At 65.4% G+C, this 18,775-nt stretch carries 20 protein-coding genes; 9 read left to right on the forward strand and 11 right to left on the reverse strand.

What is annotated here, in order from left to right; all coding sequences use genetic code 11:
- Nucleotides 1–6: 6 nt before the first annotated feature.
- Nucleotides 7–1,215 carry a pyridoxal-phosphate-dependent aminotransferase family protein gene (locus IE101_RS04240; protein WP_189632523.1) on the reverse strand — a complete coding sequence of 403 codons (1,209 nt, stop codon included), beginning with the start codon at nt 1,213–1,215 and terminating at the stop codon, nt 7–9.
- A 160-nt stretch (nt 1,216–1,375) separates the two neighbouring features.
- Here IE101_RS04240 and IE101_RS04245 point away from each other — a divergent pair, with 160 nt between their 5' ends.
- Both IE101_RS04245 and ygfZ read left to right on the forward strand, forming a co-directional pair.
- Entirely contained in the window at nt 1,376–3,130 is a 1,755-nt protein-coding gene (locus IE101_RS04245; protein WP_189632524.1) for an ABC transporter ATP-binding protein, read from the forward strand.
- A 3-nt stretch (nt 3,131–3,133) separates the two neighbouring features.
- Entirely contained in the window at nt 3,134–3,883 is a 750-nt protein-coding gene (gene ygfZ, locus IE101_RS04250; RefSeq protein ID WP_189632525.1) for a CAF17-like 4Fe-4S cluster assembly/insertion protein YgfZ, read from the forward strand.
- A 39-nt stretch (nt 3,884–3,922) separates the two neighbouring features.
- Here the strand turns inward: ygfZ and efp are convergent, their stop codons facing one another.
- A complete protein-coding gene (efp, locus tag IE101_RS04255) occupies nt 3,923–4,486 on the reverse strand; it encodes an elongation factor P (RefSeq protein ID WP_189632526.1) in 564 nt (187 codons plus the stop codon).
- Between the two features lie 215 nt (nt 4,487–4,701).
- Here efp and IE101_RS04260 point away from each other — a divergent pair, with 215 nt between their 5' ends.
- Entirely contained in the window at nt 4,702–5,028 is a 327-nt protein-coding gene (locus IE101_RS04260) for a DUF6280 family protein (RefSeq protein ID WP_189632527.1), read from the forward strand.
- 75 nt (nt 5,029–5,103) lie between these two features.
- Here IE101_RS04260 and IE101_RS04265 read toward each other — a convergent pair whose 3' ends face one another.
- From IE101_RS04265 to IE101_RS04275, 3 genes are all read right to left on the reverse strand, one after another.
- Nucleotides 5,104–6,012 carry a hypothetical protein gene (locus tag IE101_RS04265; RefSeq protein ID WP_189632746.1) on the reverse strand — a complete coding sequence of 303 codons (909 nt, stop codon included), beginning with the start codon at nt 6,010–6,012 and terminating at the stop codon, nt 5,104–5,106.
- A 119-nt stretch (nt 6,013–6,131) separates the two neighbouring features.
- Nucleotides 6,132–7,541 (reverse strand): TolC family outer membrane protein, encoded by a 1,410-nt coding sequence (locus tag IE101_RS04270; RefSeq protein ID WP_189632528.1) that lies wholly within the window; start codon nt 7,539–7,541, stop codon nt 6,132–6,134.
- A gap of 113 nt (nt 7,542–7,654) precedes the next feature.
- Nucleotides 7,655–8,308, reverse strand: a complete 654-nt coding sequence (locus tag IE101_RS04275) for a protein-L-isoaspartate O-methyltransferase family protein (protein WP_189632529.1) — start codon at nt 8,306–8,308, stop codon at nt 7,655–7,657.
- A gap of 448 nt (nt 8,309–8,756) precedes the next feature.
- Here IE101_RS04275 and IE101_RS04280 point away from each other — a divergent pair, with 448 nt between their 5' ends.
- From IE101_RS04280 to IE101_RS04300, 5 genes are all read left to right on the forward strand, one after another.
- Nucleotides 8,757–9,890: an aromatic ring-hydroxylating oxygenase subunit alpha gene (locus IE101_RS04280; RefSeq protein WP_189632530.1), complete on the forward strand. Its 1,134-nt coding sequence runs from the start codon at nt 8,757–8,759 to the stop codon at nt 9,888–9,890.
- Nucleotides 9,891–9,905: 15 nt separating this feature from the next.
- Nucleotides 9,906–11,183, forward strand: coding sequence for a flavin-containing monooxygenase (locus tag IE101_RS04285; RefSeq protein ID WP_189632531.1), 1,278 nt, complete (start codon nt 9,906–9,908; stop codon nt 11,181–11,183).
- 11 nt (nt 11,184–11,194) lie between these two features.
- Nucleotides 11,195–11,611, forward strand: a complete 417-nt coding sequence (locus IE101_RS04290) for a RidA family protein (RefSeq protein ID WP_189632532.1) — start codon at nt 11,195–11,197, stop codon at nt 11,609–11,611.
- A gap of 143 nt (nt 11,612–11,754) precedes the next feature.
- The gene (locus tag IE101_RS04295; RefSeq protein WP_189632533.1) at nt 11,755–12,429 is read left to right on the forward strand and encodes a DUF1028 domain-containing protein; all 675 of its coding nucleotides are present in this window, start codon (nt 11,755–11,757) and stop codon (nt 12,427–12,429) included.
- A gap of 73 nt (nt 12,430–12,502) precedes the next feature.
- Nucleotides 12,503–13,456, forward strand: a complete 954-nt coding sequence (locus IE101_RS04300) for a LysR family transcriptional regulator (protein WP_189632534.1) — start codon at nt 12,503–12,505, stop codon at nt 13,454–13,456.
- A gap of 2 nt (nt 13,457–13,458) precedes the next feature.
- On the opposite strand, the gene IE101_RS04305 is transcribed toward IE101_RS04300, so the two are convergent.
- Nucleotides 13,459–14,127, reverse strand: coding sequence for an NnrU family protein (locus tag IE101_RS04305; RefSeq protein ID WP_189632535.1), 669 nt, complete (start codon nt 14,125–14,127; stop codon nt 13,459–13,461).
- Between the two features lie 94 nt (nt 14,128–14,221).
- On the opposite strand from IE101_RS04305, the gene IE101_RS04310 reads away from it, so the two are divergent.
- Nucleotides 14,222–14,914 carry a sirohydrochlorin chelatase gene (locus IE101_RS04310; protein ID WP_189632536.1) on the forward strand — a complete coding sequence of 231 codons (693 nt, stop codon included), beginning with the start codon at nt 14,222–14,224 and terminating at the stop codon, nt 14,912–14,914.
- Between the two features lie 6 nt (nt 14,915–14,920).
- On the opposite strand, the gene mog is transcribed toward IE101_RS04310, so the two are convergent.
- The 5 genes from mog to IE101_RS04335 all read right to left on the reverse strand — a co-directional run bounded on the left by mog (nt 14,921) and on the right by IE101_RS04335 (nt 18,727).
- Nucleotides 14,921–15,448 (reverse strand): molybdopterin adenylyltransferase, encoded by a 528-nt coding sequence (mog, locus tag IE101_RS04315; protein ID WP_189632537.1) that lies wholly within the window; start codon nt 15,446–15,448, stop codon nt 14,921–14,923.
- The gene (locus IE101_RS04320) at nt 15,445–15,948 is read right to left on the reverse strand and encodes a DUF2478 domain-containing protein (protein WP_189632538.1); all 504 of its coding nucleotides are present in this window, start codon (nt 15,946–15,948) and stop codon (nt 15,445–15,447) included. Before IE101_RS04320 ends, mog begins: the two co-directional genes overlap by 4 nt.
- A 96-nt stretch (nt 15,949–16,044) precedes the next feature.
- Nucleotides 16,045–17,052 carry an ABC transporter ATP-binding protein gene (locus tag IE101_RS04325; RefSeq protein WP_189632539.1) on the reverse strand — a complete coding sequence of 336 codons (1,008 nt, stop codon included), beginning with the start codon at nt 17,050–17,052 and terminating at the stop codon, nt 16,045–16,047.
- On the reverse strand, nt 17,052–17,843 hold the full coding sequence (locus IE101_RS04330; protein ID WP_229804008.1) for an ABC transporter permease: 792 nt from the start codon (nt 17,841–17,843) through the stop codon (nt 17,052–17,054). The genes IE101_RS04325 and IE101_RS04330 overlap by 1 nt, the downstream gene beginning before the upstream one ends.
- The gene (locus IE101_RS04335; protein WP_189632540.1) at nt 17,840–18,727 is read right to left on the reverse strand and encodes an ABC transporter permease; all 888 of its coding nucleotides are present in this window, start codon (nt 18,725–18,727) and stop codon (nt 17,840–17,842) included. The genes IE101_RS04330 and IE101_RS04335 overlap by 4 nt, the downstream gene beginning before the upstream one ends.
- Nucleotides 18,728–18,775: the final 48 nt, after the last annotated feature.

The raw sequence follows: 18,775 nt of genomic DNA on the forward strand, positions 1-18,775 counted from the left end.
GGGGACTTATGCTCCGGCCGCCTCGGCCACCACCGCGGCCGCTGCCGACAGGGCGCCCTCGCCATGCGGCACCCCCAGGGCCTTCAGGCCTGCCTCCATCGTGGCCAGCACCCCAAGCGTCATATGGGCGTTCACGTGGCCCATATGTGCGACCCGCAAAAAGCCGTGATAAGCCGGGTCATCGGGCGCGGCCATGCCCAGACCGATGCCCAATGTCACCCCGGCGCGGGTTTCCAGCCAATCGCGCAGCCGCGTGGCATGGGGCGCCCCCAGCCGCGCCGCGGTGACCGCATGGCCCCGGTGGGCCGGGTCCGCCACGTTCAGCGCGATGTCGGGGTTTCCGGCCCCCCAGACGTCAAACGCGGTCCAGACCGCGCGGGCCAGCGCCGCATGGCGCGCCCAGACGGCGGGCAGACCCTCTTCATGGATCATGGTCAGGCTTTCGCGCAGCCCGAACAGGTGATGCGTCGGCGCCGTCCCGCACCAGAGCTGCCAGAATTCGCGCCCTGTCAGGCGCGGCGTCCAGTCCCAATAGGGGGTACGAAGGTCACTGTCCCGGCACCGCGCCAAAGCCCGGTCCGACACCCAGAGGATGCCCAACCCCGGCGGCACCATCAGCCCCTTCTGGCTGGCCCCCACGATGACATCGACACCCCAGTCATCCATCCGCATTTCATCGCAGCCCATGGCGGCAATTGCATCGACGCACAGCAGCGCCGGGTGGCCCACCGCATCCAGAACGCCGCGGATGGCCGCGATGTCGTTCTTCACGCTCGACGCCGTATCGACATGCGTGACCATCACCGCCCGCAGCCTATGGGCAGGGTCGGCCCGCAGCGCCTCGGCCAGCCGGTCCAGATCGACCGGCGCGGATTTCCCGAAATCCAGCAGTTCGACCGCCACCCCCATGGCCTGCGCACTTTCTGCCCAGCCGTGACCAAACCGCCCCGTCGCCAGCACCAGCGCGCGGTCGCCGCGGGAAAAGAGGTTGGCATTCGCCGCCTCCCAGGCGCCATGGCCGTTCACGATGTAGATGGCGGCATGGTGCTGCGTGCCCGCAAGGCGCTTCAGGTCGGGCCAGATCGTCTCGACCATCTCGGGCAGCGCCCCGGCATAGATGTTGGGCGAGGCGCGGTGCATCGCGGCCAACACCCGATCCGGGATGACCGATGGACCGGGAATGGCAAGATAGGGGCGACCGTTGGCAAGGCTCATCTGCGGCTCCGCGACTGTTGCCCCCAATGGCTAGGCCCGGCCGGGGCAGAGGTCAACAAACCGGGCTGCATTCCGCCATGCCCACCCGGCGTTCTGCCTGTCCCTTGCCCAGCCGCGCCGCGCAAGCTATCCCGAAGAGCAACAACACCGGGAGCCCGCCTTGCCCAAAACGCCGCAAGACCCGCGCTATACCTCGCGTCGCCTGTTCGGGCGTCTCTGGTCTGGCTATCTGCGCCGCCATGCGCCGCTGATGATGGTGGCCTTCCTGCTGATGACAATCGAAGGGGCGACGCTGGGCGCGCTGTCCTGGCTGCTGGAGCCCTTGTTCGACAAGGTCTTTGCCCCCGGCGGGTCGGATATGCTGATCTGGGTCGGCACGGCGATCTTCGGGCTGTTTCTGGTGCGGGCCGTCACCTCGGTGTCCTCGAAAAGCCTGATGACGCTGATTTCACAGCGTAGCTCGACCGCGATGCAGACCGACCTTCTGGCCCATATCCTGCGGCTGGACGGGCGCTTCTTCCAGGACAATCCCCCCGGCGCGCTGATGGAGCGTGTGGTCGGTGACACCGCTGCGGTGCAGGGGGTCTGGACGGCCATCATCACCGGGGCCGGACGGGATCTGATCGCCCTGATTTCGCTCTTCGTGGTGGCCCTGTCGATTGATGTGCATTGGACGCTGGCCGCGCTGGTGGGCGCGCCGGTACTGATCGCGCCCGCCGCCATCGTGCAGCGCTATATCCGGCGCAAGACCATGCAGATGCGCGCGCAGGCGGGGCGTCGCGCCACGCGGCTCGATGAAATCTTTCACGGCATTCAGGCGATCAAGCTGAACCGGATGGAGGGCTACCAGACCGACCGGTTCCGCAGCATCGTGGATGTCATCGTCCGGGCCGAAGTCCGCACCATGATGGGCCGCGCCACGGTGCCCGCGCTGATCGACATTGTCACCGGGGTGGGGTTCTTCACCGTCCTCATGCTGGCCGGGGGCGAGATTTCGGAAGGCGCCCGCACCACGGGCGAGTTCATGTCCTTCTTCACCGCCATGGCGCTGACCTTCCAGCCGATCCGCCGTCTGGGCGATCAGGCAGGCGTCTGGCAGATCGCGGCGGCCAGCCTTGAACGCATCTTCCGCCTGTTTGACACCCTGCCCGCCCCCCGCCCCAAGGCAGGCAGCGCGACCCTGCCCAAGGCGGTGCCCGACATTACCCTGCGCGACGTGCATTTTTCTTATGGGGAGGTGCCGGTGCTGCGCGGCGTCACCTTCACGGCCAAGGCGGGCGCCATGACCGCGCTTGTCGGCGCCTCGGGCGCGGGGAAATCCACGGTCTTTCACCTGCTGACCGGCATGGCCGAGCCGACCTCGGGCGAGATTTGCCTGAATGGCGTCGATATCGCGTCGCTCTCGCTGCCGGACTTGAGGGCGCAGTTTGCGGTCGTGTCGCAGGATGCGATGCTCTTTGACGAAACCATCCGCGAAAATGTGACGCTGGGGCGCGACCTTCCGGCGGACCGGCTGTCCGCGGCGCTGGATGCCGCCCATGTCACCGATTTCGTGCAACGCCTGCCGCAAGGGGTGGAGACCCCCGCAGGCCCGCGCGGATCGGCCCTGTCGGGTGGGCAGCGGCAGCGCGTGGCCATTGCGCGGGCGCTGATTGCCGGCGCGCCGGTCCTGCTGCTGGATGAAGCGACCTCTGCCCTTGATGCCGCGTCCGAGGCGGTGGTCTCTGAGGCGCTGGCGCGTCTGGGCGAAGGCCGCACCACGCTTGTCATTGCCCACCGCCTTGCCACCGTGCGCGAGGCTGACCATATCGTCGTGATGGACCGTGGCCGCGTGGTCGAGGAAGGCACCCATCTGGGCCTTCTGGCGCAGGGCGGCCTTTATGCCGATCTCTATCGCCTGCAATTCAAGGACTGACCGATGCGCCGCCTGATCGCCCTGACCGGACCGGATGCCCTGCCCTTCCTCCAAGGCCTTGTCAGCAATGACGTGCTGCGCCTTGCCGTGCCGGGGCTGGTCTACGCCGCGCTGCTGACACCGCAGGGCAAATATCTGGCGGATTTCTTTGTGGTGAACACCGGGCAGGCCCTGCTTCTGGATCTGCCCGAGGCGCTGGCGGACGCGACGCTGCGGCGCCTGACCATGTATCGCCTGCGCGCGCAGGTTCAGCTGACGCCCAGCCCCTTGGGCGTGGTGCGCGGGCTTGGCCCGGCGCCTGACGGCGCCCTGCCCGATCCGCGCCACCCCGCGCTTGGCTGGCGGCTTTATGGCGAAATCCCCGCCGATCTGGTCGCAGCCGAGGCCGCAATCGACTGGGACGCCCTCCGCGTGGAGCATCTGATCCCCGAAAGCGGGGTTGAACTGGTGCCGGATGACAGCTTCATCCTTGAGGCCGGGTTTGAACGGCTGCACGGGGTCGATTTCCGCAAGGGCTGTTACGTCGGGCAGGAAGTCACCGCGCGGATGAAGCACAAGACCGAGCTGCGAAAGGGCCTGGTCCGGCTGCGGATCAGCGGTGCCGCGCCGATCGGCACCCCGATCTTGATGGCGGACGGGCGCGAGGCTGGGGTTTTGTTCACCCAGTCAGGCGGGCGGGCCTTGGCCCATATGCGCTTTGACCGCATGGATGGCCCGCTAACCGCCGGAAGCGCCACCCTGTTGGCGGAATGAAAAAGGCCGCCCGGCGAGGGGCGGCCCATCCGGAGGCGCTCAGGCGCGCTCGGAATATTCCATCAATTCGGTGTGAACGATGATATCCTCATCCTGGTTGATGAAGGGCGGAACCATGATCCGCACGCCATTGTCCAGCACGGCCGGCTTGAAGCTTTTGGACGCGGTCTGACCGCTGATCACCGGCTCTGCCTCAACCACGCGGCATTTCACCTTCTGCGGGATCTTCACGCTCAGCGGCTCTTCGCCATAGAACAGCACCGTCGCGGTCATGCCGTCCTGCAGGAAGGGGCGGCGGTCGCCCAGCAGTTCGGCGTCGATCTCGATCTGTTCATAGGTTTCCGCATCCATGAACACCAGACGCCCGTCGGTTTCATAGAGGAATTGCTGGTCCTTGTTTTCCAGCGTCACCTCATCAACCTTGTCTTCAGACCGGAAGCGTTCATTGAGCTTGCGGCCGTCGCGCAGGTTCTTGAGTTCGACCTGTGCAAAGGCGCCCCCCTTCCCCGGCTTGACGTGGTTGACCTTAACGGCAGCCCAAAGACCCCCGTCATGTTCCAGGATGACACCCGGACGGATTTCATTTCCGTTGATCTTCGGCATTGTGGCTGAACCTTGACGAAAGCTTGATTATCCAAGAGGCGCACCTATATCTTGGCGGCGTCCTCGTGGCAACTCGACTAGATCCTGTAGACAGCTTAGGCAAGGCATGCGCATAACGCATGGCAATTATGCAAAAGCTGGAATACCGAATCGCCACGAAAGCGTCATATTCCGCGGGCGCCGGAATACGCAAGAGCAAGAACAGGAAGACGGAAATGGCTGATTTCATCGACAGCACCGCATTCAACTACGAGCAGGGTCAGCGGGCCCGCAAGCTCTTTGCGGCTGTCGTTCTGGCTGCTCTGGATGATGCCATTGCCGATGACAAGAAATATGGCAACGGTCCCGAACAGATCGCGCGTTGGGCGCGGTCGCGGGATGGCCGTGAAGTCTTGTCCTGCGCGGGCATCGATCCGAACGAGCGTGTCGTCAAAGGCCTGATGGAATTCGTGGCCAAAGGGGTTCGCACCTCTGTTGCGCTGTCGCGCGAAGAAAGCGAACGTCGCCACGCCGCCGAGCTGGAACACGCCGAAGCCGCCTGAGCGAAAGCCGGGATGTGAACGAAAAAACGCGCCGCAAGGCGCGTTTTTCTTTTCGGGTCAGACAGGTGGTACAGATCAGCCCAGATCGCGGGTGGCCAGCGCGCGGTTGATTTCCGCCCGCACCAGCTTGCGGACATTGCGGGTGATCCGTTCCCCAAGGGCGCCCTGCAGCTCTTCCCGGATGATGTCGCGCACCACTTCGCGCAATGCCTCTTCATCGAAATCATCGGCGGCGTCGGGGGCAAAGATGCCCGCAGCAGCGGTGGCCTCGGTCACGCGATCCTCGGCGGCGGCAATCTCGGCCAAGGCTGCCGCTTCGGCCAGATCGGCCAGCGCGGGGTCCACCTCGGCGACCGGGGCTTCGGCCTCGGGCGTCTCCGGCTCGGCCGGGGCGGCGTGCAGTTCGGCATCCTCGGCCCAGGCGCCATCGCGCCAGGCCTCTTCCAGCCGGGCTTCCTCGGGCGAGGTGAATTGCACCACCTCGGCCTCTTCGATGCGGTCCAGATCGACCTCAACGATCTCAGGCTCCCAGTTGGGGGCGCCCCAGGCACGGGCCGTACCTTCAGCCAGATCCTGTGACCAGTCCTCGGTGCTGGGATCGTCAGCCACCTTCGCCCCGAGCGTGTTCACCAGATCGGCGATTGGCGGCAATACCCCCAGACCGGCATCTTCCGCGGGGTCCGGCAACAGATCATCGGGCTGCGTGTCGCGCGCCATGGCATCCCCCTCGCCCACCAGTTTCAACACCCCGGCCAAAGAGTCGCGCGGCGGGGCGGCCGCGGGTTCCTCTTCAGCGGCCGGAACACGCAAAGCGGGCGTCAGCAACAGCGCAGGCGTCAAAAGCAAAGGGGCCTTTGCAGGGCTGGCCACAGGGGAAGGTGCAGCTATGGGCGCGGGTGCCGCAGGGCGCAAATCCTCTGCCACCAGCCGCCGGATGGAGGACAAGACGTCTTCAATTTCGACCGAGGTCATGGGTTCGCTCATCCGCGCGCCTCTTTCGCTTGCACCCTCACAGTAACGACAGCGCCCCCGTCCTGCAAGACGGAGGCGCTGTGACCGTTAACAATCTGCTGCGCCCTCAAGGCCTTGGCGCGGCAGGCGGATCAGTTCTTGCCCAGAGATTTCAGCACGCGGTCCAGCTGTTCCCCCTGGAAGCTGACCACCGGGGCATCCTTGACGAAGTTGTAATACCCCGTCACGTCATAGGTCGGAATGCCAAGGTTCAGGTCTTTGGCCGTGAGCTTGCCCATGGTTGCCAGCACCTGATAGACCGCGAAATAGCGCTCAGCCTCAGATTGCACGCGGGCCGCGCGGGCGTTCAGCACGTCCTGTTCGGCATCCAGCACTTCAAGCGTGGTGCGCGCACCCAGCTTCGCCTCTTCGCGCAGCCCTTCAAAGGCCACGCGGGCAGCTTCGATCTGACGGTTATTGGCGTCAATCTGCGCGGCCGAAACATCCAGCTGGGCCCAGGCATTGCCAAGGTTCTGCTCGATCGTCACGGCAGTCTGGTGCAGGGCGGCGCGTTCGGCCTCGCGCTGCATCTGGGCCTGACGCAGCTGCGAAGACAGCCTGCCGCCCGCGTAAAGTGTCTGGCTCATGCTCAGGCCCAGCGTCTGGGAATTGTAATCCAGATTGCTGCCCGCCCCGCCAGAGGCGCCCAGTGTCCCACTCACGCCGACGGTGGGACGCATGTTCGCCTTGGCCAGTTCAATGTTCAAATCGGCGGCCTTCACCGTGTGCTGCTGCGCAATGATGCTGGGATGTTCGCGACGGGCCACCGAAAGGGCCGCATCAAGCGAGCCCGGAAGCGATGGCGCCTTCGGCGGCGCCGACAGCACCGCCGGATAGTGGCCCACGGCAGCCTTGTAGGCCTCGCGCGCAACCAGCACATCGCCTTCGGCGGCAGCCAGAGCCGCGCGGGCTTCGGCCAGGGTGGCCTCGGCCAGCGCGACGTCAGTGCGCGTCACCTCACCCACATCGAAGCGGTCCTTGGTGGCGCGCAGCTCTTCACTGATCACATTGACATAGTTCTGGCGCAGGTTCTGGATTTCCAGCGTCAGGCGCACATTCACATAGGCCTGCACGGCCTTGAGCAGCACATCCTGTTCCACCCCGACCAGACCCGCGCGGGTGGCAAGGACGGCCTCTTTCGCCGCCTCGGTCCGGGCCTTGCTGCGGCCGAAATCCAGCAGCGTCAGTTCGATCGCAAGGCTGACCGTCGCCTGTTCGCGAAAGCTTTCCCGCCCGGTCAGATCGGTCAGCGCGGTCGGGTCCGCAAGGGTGCGCGTCTTGCCATATTCCGCGATGAAATTGATCACAGGCCGCAGGGCCGCGATATTCTGGGCCACGCCCTCATCCGCAACGGCCAGAAGGGCGCGGTTCTGTTCCAGCAGATGCGAGGTCTTGTAGGCCGAAACCAGCGCGTCCCCCAGCGTCTCTGCCTGCGCCTGCGGGGCGAACGCCATCACCGCAACCGCCGCCGTTCCTGCCATCCAACGCTTCAGTCCGAACATCGCCTGCTCCTCGTGTGTTCTGTCTGCCGCCTGTGCCCGTGCCTCTGCGGGCCGCCGCCTTGTGGCGGTCATACGTCCGGGCGCGGCGGTTCCGTCGCGCACGGATCAATCTGTCAGAGCGCGAAGGCGCGGGACTTGGCAAAACCCGGCAGGACGGGGGCGGAAGCGTTGAAAGCAAAGCGCCAAGTCACGGCACCCTCACGCTTGTAGCCCACGCGCACCACACCGAGGGTGCCTTCCATGAACAGGCAACCGATCCGGCCACCTTCCTTCAGCTGGGCCAAAAGCCCCTCGGGCACCACCTCGGCGGCGCCTTGCACGGTGATCACATCATAGGGCCCCGCCTTGGCCGCGCCTTCGGCCAGCTTGCCCACCACAACGGCCGCATTATCCACGCCCTGCGCCGAAAGGGTGCGCTGCGCCTCGGCGGCCAGCCCCTCATCTTCTTCGACGGCGACCACAGCTTCGGCCATCCGCGCGATGACGGCGGTCGAATAGCCAAGGCCGCAGCCCAGATCCAGCACGGTCTCGCCCGGCTGGATGTCCAAAGCGTCCAGCATCTTGGCGAGTGTGCGCGGGTCCATCAGCACCCGGCCCTGCCCCAGCGGGACATGCTCACCCATATAGGCGGCCTCGCGCTTGTCCGCGGGCACATAGACCTCACGCGGGACCGAGAGCATCGCTTCAATGATCGTGAATTTGGTGACGTCCGAGGGGCGGACCTGAGTGTCGACCATCATGGTGCGGCGGGTGGCGAAGTCGGTCATGCTGAACTCGTCAGTCTTGTTTCAATCCTTGTCGTCATGCCACAGAAACCTGCCTACGGCAACACGGCTTCGCGGATGCGGCAAAGGACGCATTCCGTTTTCAATATATTATCTTGATCGGCGCACAAGACCGTCGTTGCGTCACCGCGCCATCCGCGCGGGTCTGTGGCGCAGCCAACATGGCCGATGTTAGGTAATACCTAATCAAAAGTAAGACATCGGTTACTTTATTCCTAATGCGACCTGCGACATTCTGACCCAAGACCCACGACAGGAGCCCCCGATGACCCGGACCCGAGACAGTTTCCATGCCGCCCGGCGGCAGGTCTGTCCCACGGCGCCGGTCCCGCGTCGGTCTGCGCCCCTGGGGCAGGCAGGATGTCAACCGAAGCCCTGCCATTTCCTCCCGCATTGATCACCCTTTACCCGACCTGACAGGACCCCGGCCATGAACAAGCACGATCCGCTCAGCCCTGCTGCCGCCTTGCATGCCAATGTCTCCGTTCCCTTCGAACGCGCCTATGCCATGCCGAAATCGGTCTATACCTCTGCCGAGTTTCTGGCGCAGGAACAGAAACACGTCTTTGCCCATGACTGGCTGTGCGCGGGCCGGGCTGAAAGCCTCGCCACCCCCGGTGACTACCTGACGATGGAAATTGCGGGCGAACCCGTCGTCGTGCTGCGCGACCGCGACGGCCAGCTGCGCGCGATGTCGAACGTCTGCCGCCACCGCATGTCCACCCTGCTGCAGGGTCGCGGCAATGTGCGCGCCATTACCTGCCCCTATCATGCCTGGACCTACAACCTCGACGGCTCGCTTCGCGGCGCCCCGGCGATGACGTTGAACGAAAGCTTCTGCAAAGAGGCGCTCGGCCTGCCCGCCATCCGCTGCGAGATATGGCAAGGCTGGATCATGGTCACGCTGAACCCCGACGCCCCGCCCCCCTCCGAGGCATTGGCCGAGGTGACGCGCCTCATCGCGCCCTTTGACATGACCAATTATCAGGAGAAATTCCGCGAAACCTTCCGCTGGGCGACCAACTGGAAGGTGCTGGCCGAGAATTTCATGGAAAGCTACCACCTGCCCATGTGCCACGCCGGCACCATCGGCGGCGCCTCGCGCCTTGAAGAGATGGTCTGCCCCACCGGGGGGGAAACCTTCAACTACCACTGGATCCTGAAGAACGACACCGTGCCGCTGGCGCTGGCCCATCCCAGCAATACGGTTCTGGAAGGCGACGACCGCCGCAAGACCTGGCTTCTGGCGATCTACCCGTCGCTGCTGATCACACTGACGCCGGGCTATTTCTGGTATCTCTCGCTGACCCCCGATGGGCCGGGGCACGTGAATGTGCTGTTCGGGGGCGGCATGTCCGAAGACTGGCTGGCCGATCCGGCCGCGGATGCCCATCTCGCCGCCGTGCGCGCGCTGCTTGATGACGTGAATGTGGAAGACAAGGGCTGTACCGAAAAGGTCTACCGTGGTCTTCTTTCGGACATGGCGCAGCCCGGCCCCCTGTCGCATCTGGAGCGTCCGAATTTCGAATTCGCCCAATACCTTGCCAGCCGCATCCCGGCCTGAGACAGGAGGAACCCGATGACCATCGAAAAGATCGAGGCCGTGGTGGTGGGGGCCGGTCAGGCCGGCATCGCCATGAGCGAACACCTCAGCCGCGCGGGCGTGCCCCACCTGGTGCTGGAACGCGGCCGCATCGCGGAACGCTGGCGCAGCGCGCGCTGGGATTCGCTGGTCGCGAATGGGCCAGCCTGGCATGACCGCTTTCCCGGCCTGGAATTCGACGGCGACCCCGATGCCTTCGTCGGCAAAGAGGCCGTGGCGGATTACTTTGTCGCCTATGCCGAAAAGTTCCACGCCCCCGTCCGCTGCGGGGTCGAAGTGACGCGCGTCACCCGCAATGATCGGGGCGCAGGTTTCCACATCGCCACCAGCACGGGCGACATCGAGGCGCGCTATGTCATTGCCGCAACCGGCGCCTTCCAGAACCCGCTGATGCCGGATCTGGTGCCGCAGTCCGACGGGCTGATGCAGATCCATTCGAACAGCTACCGCAACCCCGGACAGCTGCCTCCCGGTTCGGTGCTGGTGGTCGGGGCGGGGTCGTCCGGCGCCCAGATCGCGGAAGAACTGATGGAGGCGGGCCGCACCGTCTATCTCTCGGTCGGGCCGCATGACCGCCCGCCGCGCGCCTATCGCGGGCGCGACTTCGTTTGGTGGCTGGGCGTGCTGAACAAATGGGATGCCGACGCGCCCAAGAACGCCGAACATACCACCATCGCCGTCAGCGGCGCCCATGGCGGCAAGACGGTCGATTTCCGCAAGCTCGCCGCCCGCGGGATGCGCCTGGTTGGCCGGACGGAACGCTACGACAACGGCACCCTGCATTTCGCCAATGACCTGGCGACCAATATCCGCCGGGGCGACGCCAATTACCTGTCGGTGCTGGATGAGGCCGACGCCTGGCTTGCCCGGAACGGGATGGAGCTGCCGCCGGAGCCGGAGGCGCGCGTCATCGACGCCGACCCCGCCTGCATGACCGACCCGACCCTCACGCTCGATCTGGCAGCGGCGGGTGTCACCTCAATCATCTGGGCCACGGGATTTACGCAGGATTACAGCTGGCTCGCGGTCGATGCCCTGACGGATGAGGGCCGCCCGCGCCACCAGCGCGGCGTGTCCTCGGAACCGGGGGTCTATTTCCTCGGCCTGCCCTATCAGTCGCGCCGTGGATCGTCCTTCATCTGGGGCGTCTGGCATGATGCGAAATTCGTGGCCGATCACATCGCGAAACAAAGAACCTATCTGGCCTATCGCGGACCCGGCGAAGATACCGCCACCGCAACCGCCGCAGAATGAAGGAGAGGCCCATGGCCCATACCCGCTACCGCAAGTTCAACACCAAGGACACCTACCCCGAACAGCGTCTCGACAATGACCTTTGCCAGGCGGTGGCAACCCGCGGGGGGACCACGCTCTGGATGCGCGGCCAATGCCCGCAGGATCTGGATACCGCCAAGAACATCGCCTCTTCCGATCCGGTGGAACAGACCCACAAGGTGATGCAGAACATCCGCCAGCTGGTCGAGGAAGCGGGCGGCAAGATGGAGCATGTTGTCAAGCTCGTGGTCTATCTGACCGATGTCCGCCACCGTGAGGCGGTCTACCGTACCATGGGCGAATACATCAAAGGCGTGCATCCGGTCTGCACCGGTCTGACCGTGGTAGCGCTGGCACGGCCCGAATGGCTGGTCGAAATAGACGCCACTGCCGTCATTCCTGATTGATCCCGCAGTGCCGGGGGTTTCACACCCCCGGACCCCCGTGGGATATTTGGACAACGGGAAGCGGATCCGTTTTCATCTTGGTCCAAATATCCTCGGGGGTCCGGGGGCAGACAGCCCCCGGCCTTTGACGAAAGAGCTACGTCATGACCTTTTCGCTTGTCGCGCGCTGCGCCCGGACCGGGCAGTTCGGTATGGTGATTTCTTCCTCATCGCCCGCGGTGGCGGCGCGGTGTTCGCATCTGCGCGCGGGTGTGGGCGGGGTGGCCAGCCAGAATGTGACCGACCCCGCGCTGGGGCCGCTGGTGTTGGATGCGCTGGCCGAGGGGCTGTCGGCGCCCGAGGCGCTGGGGCGGGTGACCAGGGGGCGCGCGCATATCGACTATCGTCAGTTGCTGGTGGTGGACGCGGCGGGGCATGTGGCGATCCATTCCGGTGGGCAGGTTTTGGGCGTCTGGGCCGAGGCGCAGGGGCGGGACTGTGCCGCGGGGGGCAATCTGCTGGCGAGCCCGGGCGTTCCGGCGGCGATGGTTGCGGCGTTCGAGGCATCGACCGGGCATCTGGGAGATCGACTGATGGCGGCCTTGCAGGCGGGTCTTGCTGCCGGGGGCGAGGCGGGGCCTGTGCATTCGGCGGGGCTGAAGGTTGTGGACCGGCTCTCCTGGCCGCTGGTCGATCTGCGGTGTGACTGGACCGAGGACTGCCCGATTGCGGCGGTTCAGACCGCCTGGGAGGTCTACAAGCCGCAGATGGCGGCCTATGTCCAGCGGGCCGAAGATCCGACCCAAGCGCCGTCCTACGGGGTGCCGGGGGATGAGTGAATGCGGGGGGGCCTTGGCCTGGCGCCGGTCCTGACTTAGGTTTTTCAAAAGCCCTGTGTCGGATTGCCCTGCCATGCCTCTTCGTTTCAGCCTGCGCCAACTGGAATATCTGGTCGCCGTGGGCGAGGCCGGGTCGATTGCGCAGGCGGCGGAGCGGGTCAATGTCTCTTCGCCCTCGATCTCGGCCGCGATTTCGCAACTGGAGGAGGCCTTTGGCCTGCCCCTTTTCGTGCGCCGCCACGCCCATGGGCTGTCGCTGACGCAGGGGGGGAAGCAGTTTGTCGAACAGGCCAAGCTGGTGCTGGCCGAGGCCGCGCGACTGAATGACCTGGCCAATACCATCACCGGAAAGGTGCGTGGTCCGCTGAACGTGGGCTGCCTTTTGACCTTCGCGCAGGTCGTCTTGCCGCAGTTGCGGCGCAGCTTTGTCGATGCCCATCCCGAGGTCGACTTCCATCAGTTCGAGCGGAACCAATCGGAGATCTTTGAGGGGCTGCGGAACGCCGCGCTGGACCTTGCACTGAGCTATGAGATGAATATCCCAGCGGATCTGGAGTTCGTGCCGCTGGCGAGCCTGCCGCCCTATGCCGTCCTGCCAGAGGCGCATCCGCTGGCCCATCTGCCGGCGGTGTCGGCGGCAGAGCTGGCGGATCACCCGATGATCCTGCTCGATCTGCCGATTTCGGTTGATTATTTCATGTCCTTCTTCACTGGCCTTGGGCTGCGGCCTCGCATTGCCGAGCGCACGCGCGACATGGCGGTGATGCAAAGCCTCGTCGGTCAGGGCTTTGGCTATTCCATCGCCAATATCCGCCCCTGGAGCGACCGCAGCCCCGATGGCGCGCGGCTGCGCTATGTGCCGCTGAGGGGGCCGGTGCGGCCGATGCGGCTGGGGTTGGTTCTGTCCGAGGGGGCGCGGGCGTCACAGACGGTGCGGGCCTTTGTGGACCATTGTCAGGCGGCAGTCGCGCCCGAGGGGACGCAAGGGGTGAAGCTGCGGATCGACAGGCCGCCGCGGGACTTCTGACCTTATGGCATTGGACTGACGCCGATCACCGGCAGATGCAGGTGCAGAAGGCCGATCCAGACCCCCGCCGCCAGTGCGATGCGCCAGAGCGCGGGGCGGTAGCAATGCCAATTGCCATGGAACGGCAGGTTCGAGGTGCCCGAGGCACGGGTGATCCACAGCCCCTCGCCCCAGAGGCGGCGGTTGCGGCGATCGATCATCCGCATCCCCAGCACGGCATAAAGCGCGAAAAGGCCAAAGAGCATCACATGCGCCAGATCGCCATTGACCAGAAGATGCACGCCGGACCAGATCAGCAGCGCCCAGAGCAGCGGATGGCGCACCACGCCTGCGATGCCCGGGCGGGCCGGATCAAACCCCGTGGCGCGGCCCCCGAAGGAGAGCGGATTAGGCGCCCCCAGCGCCAGCACGATCAGAGTGGCCGCCACCGGCATGGCCAGATTGGCAAGCCAGCGCATCCAGAGCGTCTGGTCCCAGATCACCACGAACGGGGCGCGGCCTGCCGCGCCGATCACCCAGACCAGCAGCAGCAAGGACAGCCCGCCATAGGCCATGCCGTAGCCCGCCCGCCCCAGTCGTGCGACCAGCGCCCCCTTCAGCCCGGGGCGCGAGGGCAGGATATGGCTGCCCAGAAACGCCGCCAGTGCCAGCCCGAATTCCAGCCAGTCCATCCGCTGCTCCTTCTTTACGGGCAGGCTATCGCTGCGGCGGGGGGTGGACAAGCGCCGACCCCGCCCTATCCTGCCCGGTGCGACGGAGAGCCTCATGCACAGCACACCGACCCCTTCGGCCATTCTGGTGGCCCACGGATCCCCCGCCGACCCGGTTCCGCAACAGGCCTGGATGCAGGCACTGGCGGTGCGGGTGCGGTTCTGGCTTGGCCCCGGCTGGCAGGTGCGCGGCACGACGCTGGCCATGCCCGGCGCGCTGGAGGCAGCGGTGGCAGCCCTGCCCGGCGCGTTGATCTATCCATTCTTCATGGCCGAAGGGTTCTTCACCCGCCGTCAGTTGCCCAAGCGGCTGGCCGAGGCAGGGGTCAGCGCGCCGCGACAATTGCCCGCCTTCGGGCATGATCCGGGGATGCCCGCGCTGCTTGCCCGCGTGGTCCGCGACGCCGGATTGACCGATGGTGCGACAGTGGTCTTGGCCGCGCATGGCAGCCAGGTTTCGCGCGCCTCGGCCACCATCACCGAGGAAATGGCCGAGCATCTGCGCCGCGACACCGGGATGACGGTCCGCACCGGCTATGTCGAGGAAGACCCCTTCCTGCAGGACGCCGCGCGGGGCATCGCGGGGCCATCGCTCTGCCTGCCCTTCTTTGCCACCCGCGCGGGCCACGTGGCCGAGGACGTTCCCGCCGCGCTGGCGGAAGCGGGTTTCACCGGCAAACTGCTGCCCGCCATCGGGGAACATGCCGATGCCGCGCGGCTGATCGCCGCGGCGCTGCAACGCGCCTGACCGGGATCACGCCTTGGGGCGGAAGGCCTTGCAAATGGCCGGGTCGGTTTCGATCCGCCCCCCGCCCATCAGATCAAGACAATAGGGCACCGCCGGAAAGACCGCATCCAGACAGGTGTCAATCGCCGTGGGCTTGCCCGGCAGGGTGATGATCAGCGTCTTGCCCCGCGTCCCTGCCCCCTGCCGCGACAGGATCGCGGTCGGCACCTCGCGCAGCGAGACCGCGCGCATCAGTTCACCAAAGCCGGGGAAATGACGCTCGACCACGTCATCCATCGCCTCGGGCGTCAGATCGCGCGGGCTGGGTCCGGTGCCCCCGGTGGCCAGAATCAGATCGGCGCCACCGTCATCGGCCCAGCGGCGGAAGGCGCCCGCCACGATCTCGCGCCCGTCGGGGATGATCTCGCGGTGAACTTCGACCGGGCTGGTAATGGCGCGGCGAAGCCAGGCCTCGATCGCGGGACCGCCGCGGTCTTCGTAAACGCCTTGCGAGGCGCGGTCAGAGACGGTCAGAACAGCGATGCGCGCGGTCATTCTGCCCCCTCGGCCATGGCGGCCAGAACCCAATCTTCAGCCCCGTCCACTGGCACTTCCTGCGCCAGATCGCCCGCAAAATCAAAGAACGCCTGCCGGTTCATGGTATTGATGCCGATCAGCACGGGGATGCCCGCGCCCGCAGCCTCGGCCAGCAACTGACGGAACCCGCGGCCTTCGGATTCGTGCTTGCCGAATTTGTTGATGATCACAAGCCGCGCGCCCTCCATCCGGCGTGCAACCTCCATCACCGCCACCTCAAGCGCGCCGGCATCGAGCCTGCAGCCCGAAGACGCAGCACCAAGGTTCTGGCTGATCCGCACCACTGGACCATCGGGCAGCACCTGCAGGTCCATGTCGCAGTGCTGCGGGTCGCAGCCGGTGTTCGACTGCACCGCCCCCGCCACGGGCAAACCCCGTTCGATCAGACGCTGCGCCAGACCCGCCAAAAGCTGATCTGTTGCGCCCCTTTCGGGCTGAAACACATATCCGATCTGCATGCTGCCTCCGCTTTGCGGACACCATGGCGCGAAGTGGCGGCGGGGGCAACGGGCCATTAGCCCCCTGCCCCCGCTGTGGCGCCGGGTCGCAGGCGATCAGCCCAGCGGGATAAGGTCGCGCGACGAAAGGCTCAGCTCCACATCCGTGCCGATGGCGGGCGGCGGAACATCGGGGCGGTTGAAGGTATCCAGCGACACGCGCGCCCCCGCGGCATCTGCTGTCAGGCGAATGACGGAGCCGAGGAAATGCACCTCGCTGATGCGGGCGGGCAGCACGATGTCGGTGCCGGGCGCCCGGCCCAGATGCAGCGCCTCGGGCCGGGCCGCGAAATCGCGGCCTGCGCCCAACTGCACCCCGGCAAGATTACCGGCCCCATCGGTCGAGAACACATTCAGTTGCCCCACGAAATGCGCGACAAAGCGGGTCGAGGGGCGGTTATAGATCTCGAACGGGGTGCCGACCTGATCGGCGATGCCGCCATTCATCACGACGATGCGGTCCGAAATCGACAGCGCCTCTTCCTGATCATGGGTCACGAAGATGGTGGTGATGCCCAGCTCGCGCTGAATGGCGCGGATTTCATTGCGCAGCGAGACACGCACCTTCGCATCCAGCGCCGAAAGCGGTTCGTCCAGCAGTAGGACCTGCGGTTTGGGCGCAAGCGCGCGGGCCAGCGCGACACGCTGCTGCTGCCCGCCCGAAAGCTGGAACGGATAGCGACCGCCCAGATCGGGAAGCCCGATCAGGGCCAGCATCTCGGCCACGCGGCGGTCGATCTCGGCCCGCGGGGCGCCCTTGATCTTCAGGCCAAAGCCCACATTTTCCGCCACCGTCAGGTTCGGGAACAGCGCATAGGCCTGAAACACCATGCCGATATTGCGCTGGTTGGGACGCTTGCCCACCAGATCGGTGCCGCCGATGCGGATCGCGCCAGAAGAGGGGTTTTCAAACCCCGCCACCATCCGAAGCACCGTGGTCTTGCCGCAGCCCGACGGCCCCAGCAACGAGATGAATTCGCCCTTGTCCACGTCAAGGTTGAAATCCTTGACCACACGGTTCGCACCGAAGGACTTTTCCAGATGAGAGATTTCAAGAAAGGCCATCAGTTCTGCGCCCTCGTATGTTTCGAAAACCGGGTGACAAGCTGGATGAGCCCCATGCAGGCCCAGGTGATCCCGAAGGAGATCACCGCGAGCGCGAAGGGTTCATAGGGTTTGTTGGCGCCAATGCGCTGAAGATAGGGGCCGAAGGCCGGACGGTCGAGCAGCGCCGCCAGCGTGAATTCCCCGATCACGATGGCAAAGGTCAGGAAAGCCCCCGACAGCACCGCCACCAGCACATTCGGCAGGATGATGCGGCCAAGGATCGTTCCCCACCCTGCCCCAAGGCTTTGGGCGGCTTCGGTCAGTGTGGCCACATCGATGGTCCGCAAGCCGGTATCGACGGCGCGATACATGTAAGGCAGCGCCAGCACGGTATATCCAAAGGCGAGCAAGATATTGGTGCCCATGACCGACCCGGTCATCGGCAGCCAGCTTGAGGTATTGTAAAGCCGGATATAGCCAAAGACGATCACGATGGCCGGGATGACAAGCGGCAGCAGGGTGATGAATTCCACATAGGGCCGCGCCCAGGGCATCTTGAGCCGCACCCAGAACGCCGTCGGAACCACGATCAGCACCCCGATCACGATCGTCACCAGCGCCATCAGCACCGAATAGCCGAAGGTCGCCTGAAACTCCGGGTCGCCGATGACCTTGGCATAGGCGTCAAGGCTATAGACCCCCCGCCGCGCCTTGAGCGAAAACTCCACCAGTCCGGTGAGCGGAATGAAGAAGTAAAGCAGGCCAAAGACCAGCGCGGCCCAGCCGAAAAGACGTGCAATCGGGTTCATTTCAGCCACCGTTCCGCGCGGATACGCAGCCAGATGTAGATCAGATTGGCAATCGCGGTGACCACGATCATGCCGAAGGCCATGGCATAGCCGAGATTGGGGTTCCCCAGCACATCACCGCGGATCTGGGCATAGAGCTGGATCGGCACGATGTTTAGCGACGACCCGGTCAGCGCAATGGCGGTCGCGACAGCGCCGAAGGCATTGGCAAAGAGAAGCGCGAAAGTCCCCAGAAGCGACGGAAACAGGATCGGCAGCGCGATCATGCGCCAGTATTGCGTGCCGGTGGCGCCCAGAACCTCGGCCGCCTCGCGCCATTCACGGCGCAGCCCCTCAAGCGCGGGGGTGATGATCAGGATCATCAGGGGGATCTGGAAGAACAGATAGGTGATCGTCAGCCCCCAGAAGGACAGGATGTTGAAGCCCAGATCCCGCTGCAGCACGATGCCAAAGTTGTTCCGCAGGAAAACCGTCACCAGACCCACTGGCCCGAAGGTGGCTAGAAAGGCAAAGGCCAACGGCACGCCCGCGAAGTTCGACGCCACGCCAGAAAAGGTCATCAGCGGCGCCTTGATCCAGCGCGGCACGGCGCCGAAGGTCACCGCCGCGGCCATGGCAAAGCCGATCAGACACCCCAAAGCGGCCGAGGCGACGGAAATCTTCACAGAGATCCAATAGCTTGACGGGATGGTCCCCGTATTCAGATCCCGAATGTTCTGCAGCGTGAAGGCCCCGCTGCGATCCTGAAAGGCCCCGATCACGATATGGGCCGTGGGCAGGATCAGGAACAGCGTCACGAAAATCAGGAATGGCAGGATGCCCAGCCACGTCAGCGGCAGGCGCCGCGGCGGTCTGGTACCGGGGGCGGGGGTCGCAGGGGTCATGCGCGCGGGTCGTCCCTATCGTTATTATGATTGTTGAACCCCGGCCCG

It is taken from the genome of Gemmobacter lanyuensis (assembly GCF_014652355.1).
Lineage (GTDB): Bacteria > Pseudomonadota > Alphaproteobacteria > Rhodobacterales > Rhodobacteraceae > Gemmobacter > Gemmobacter lanyuensis.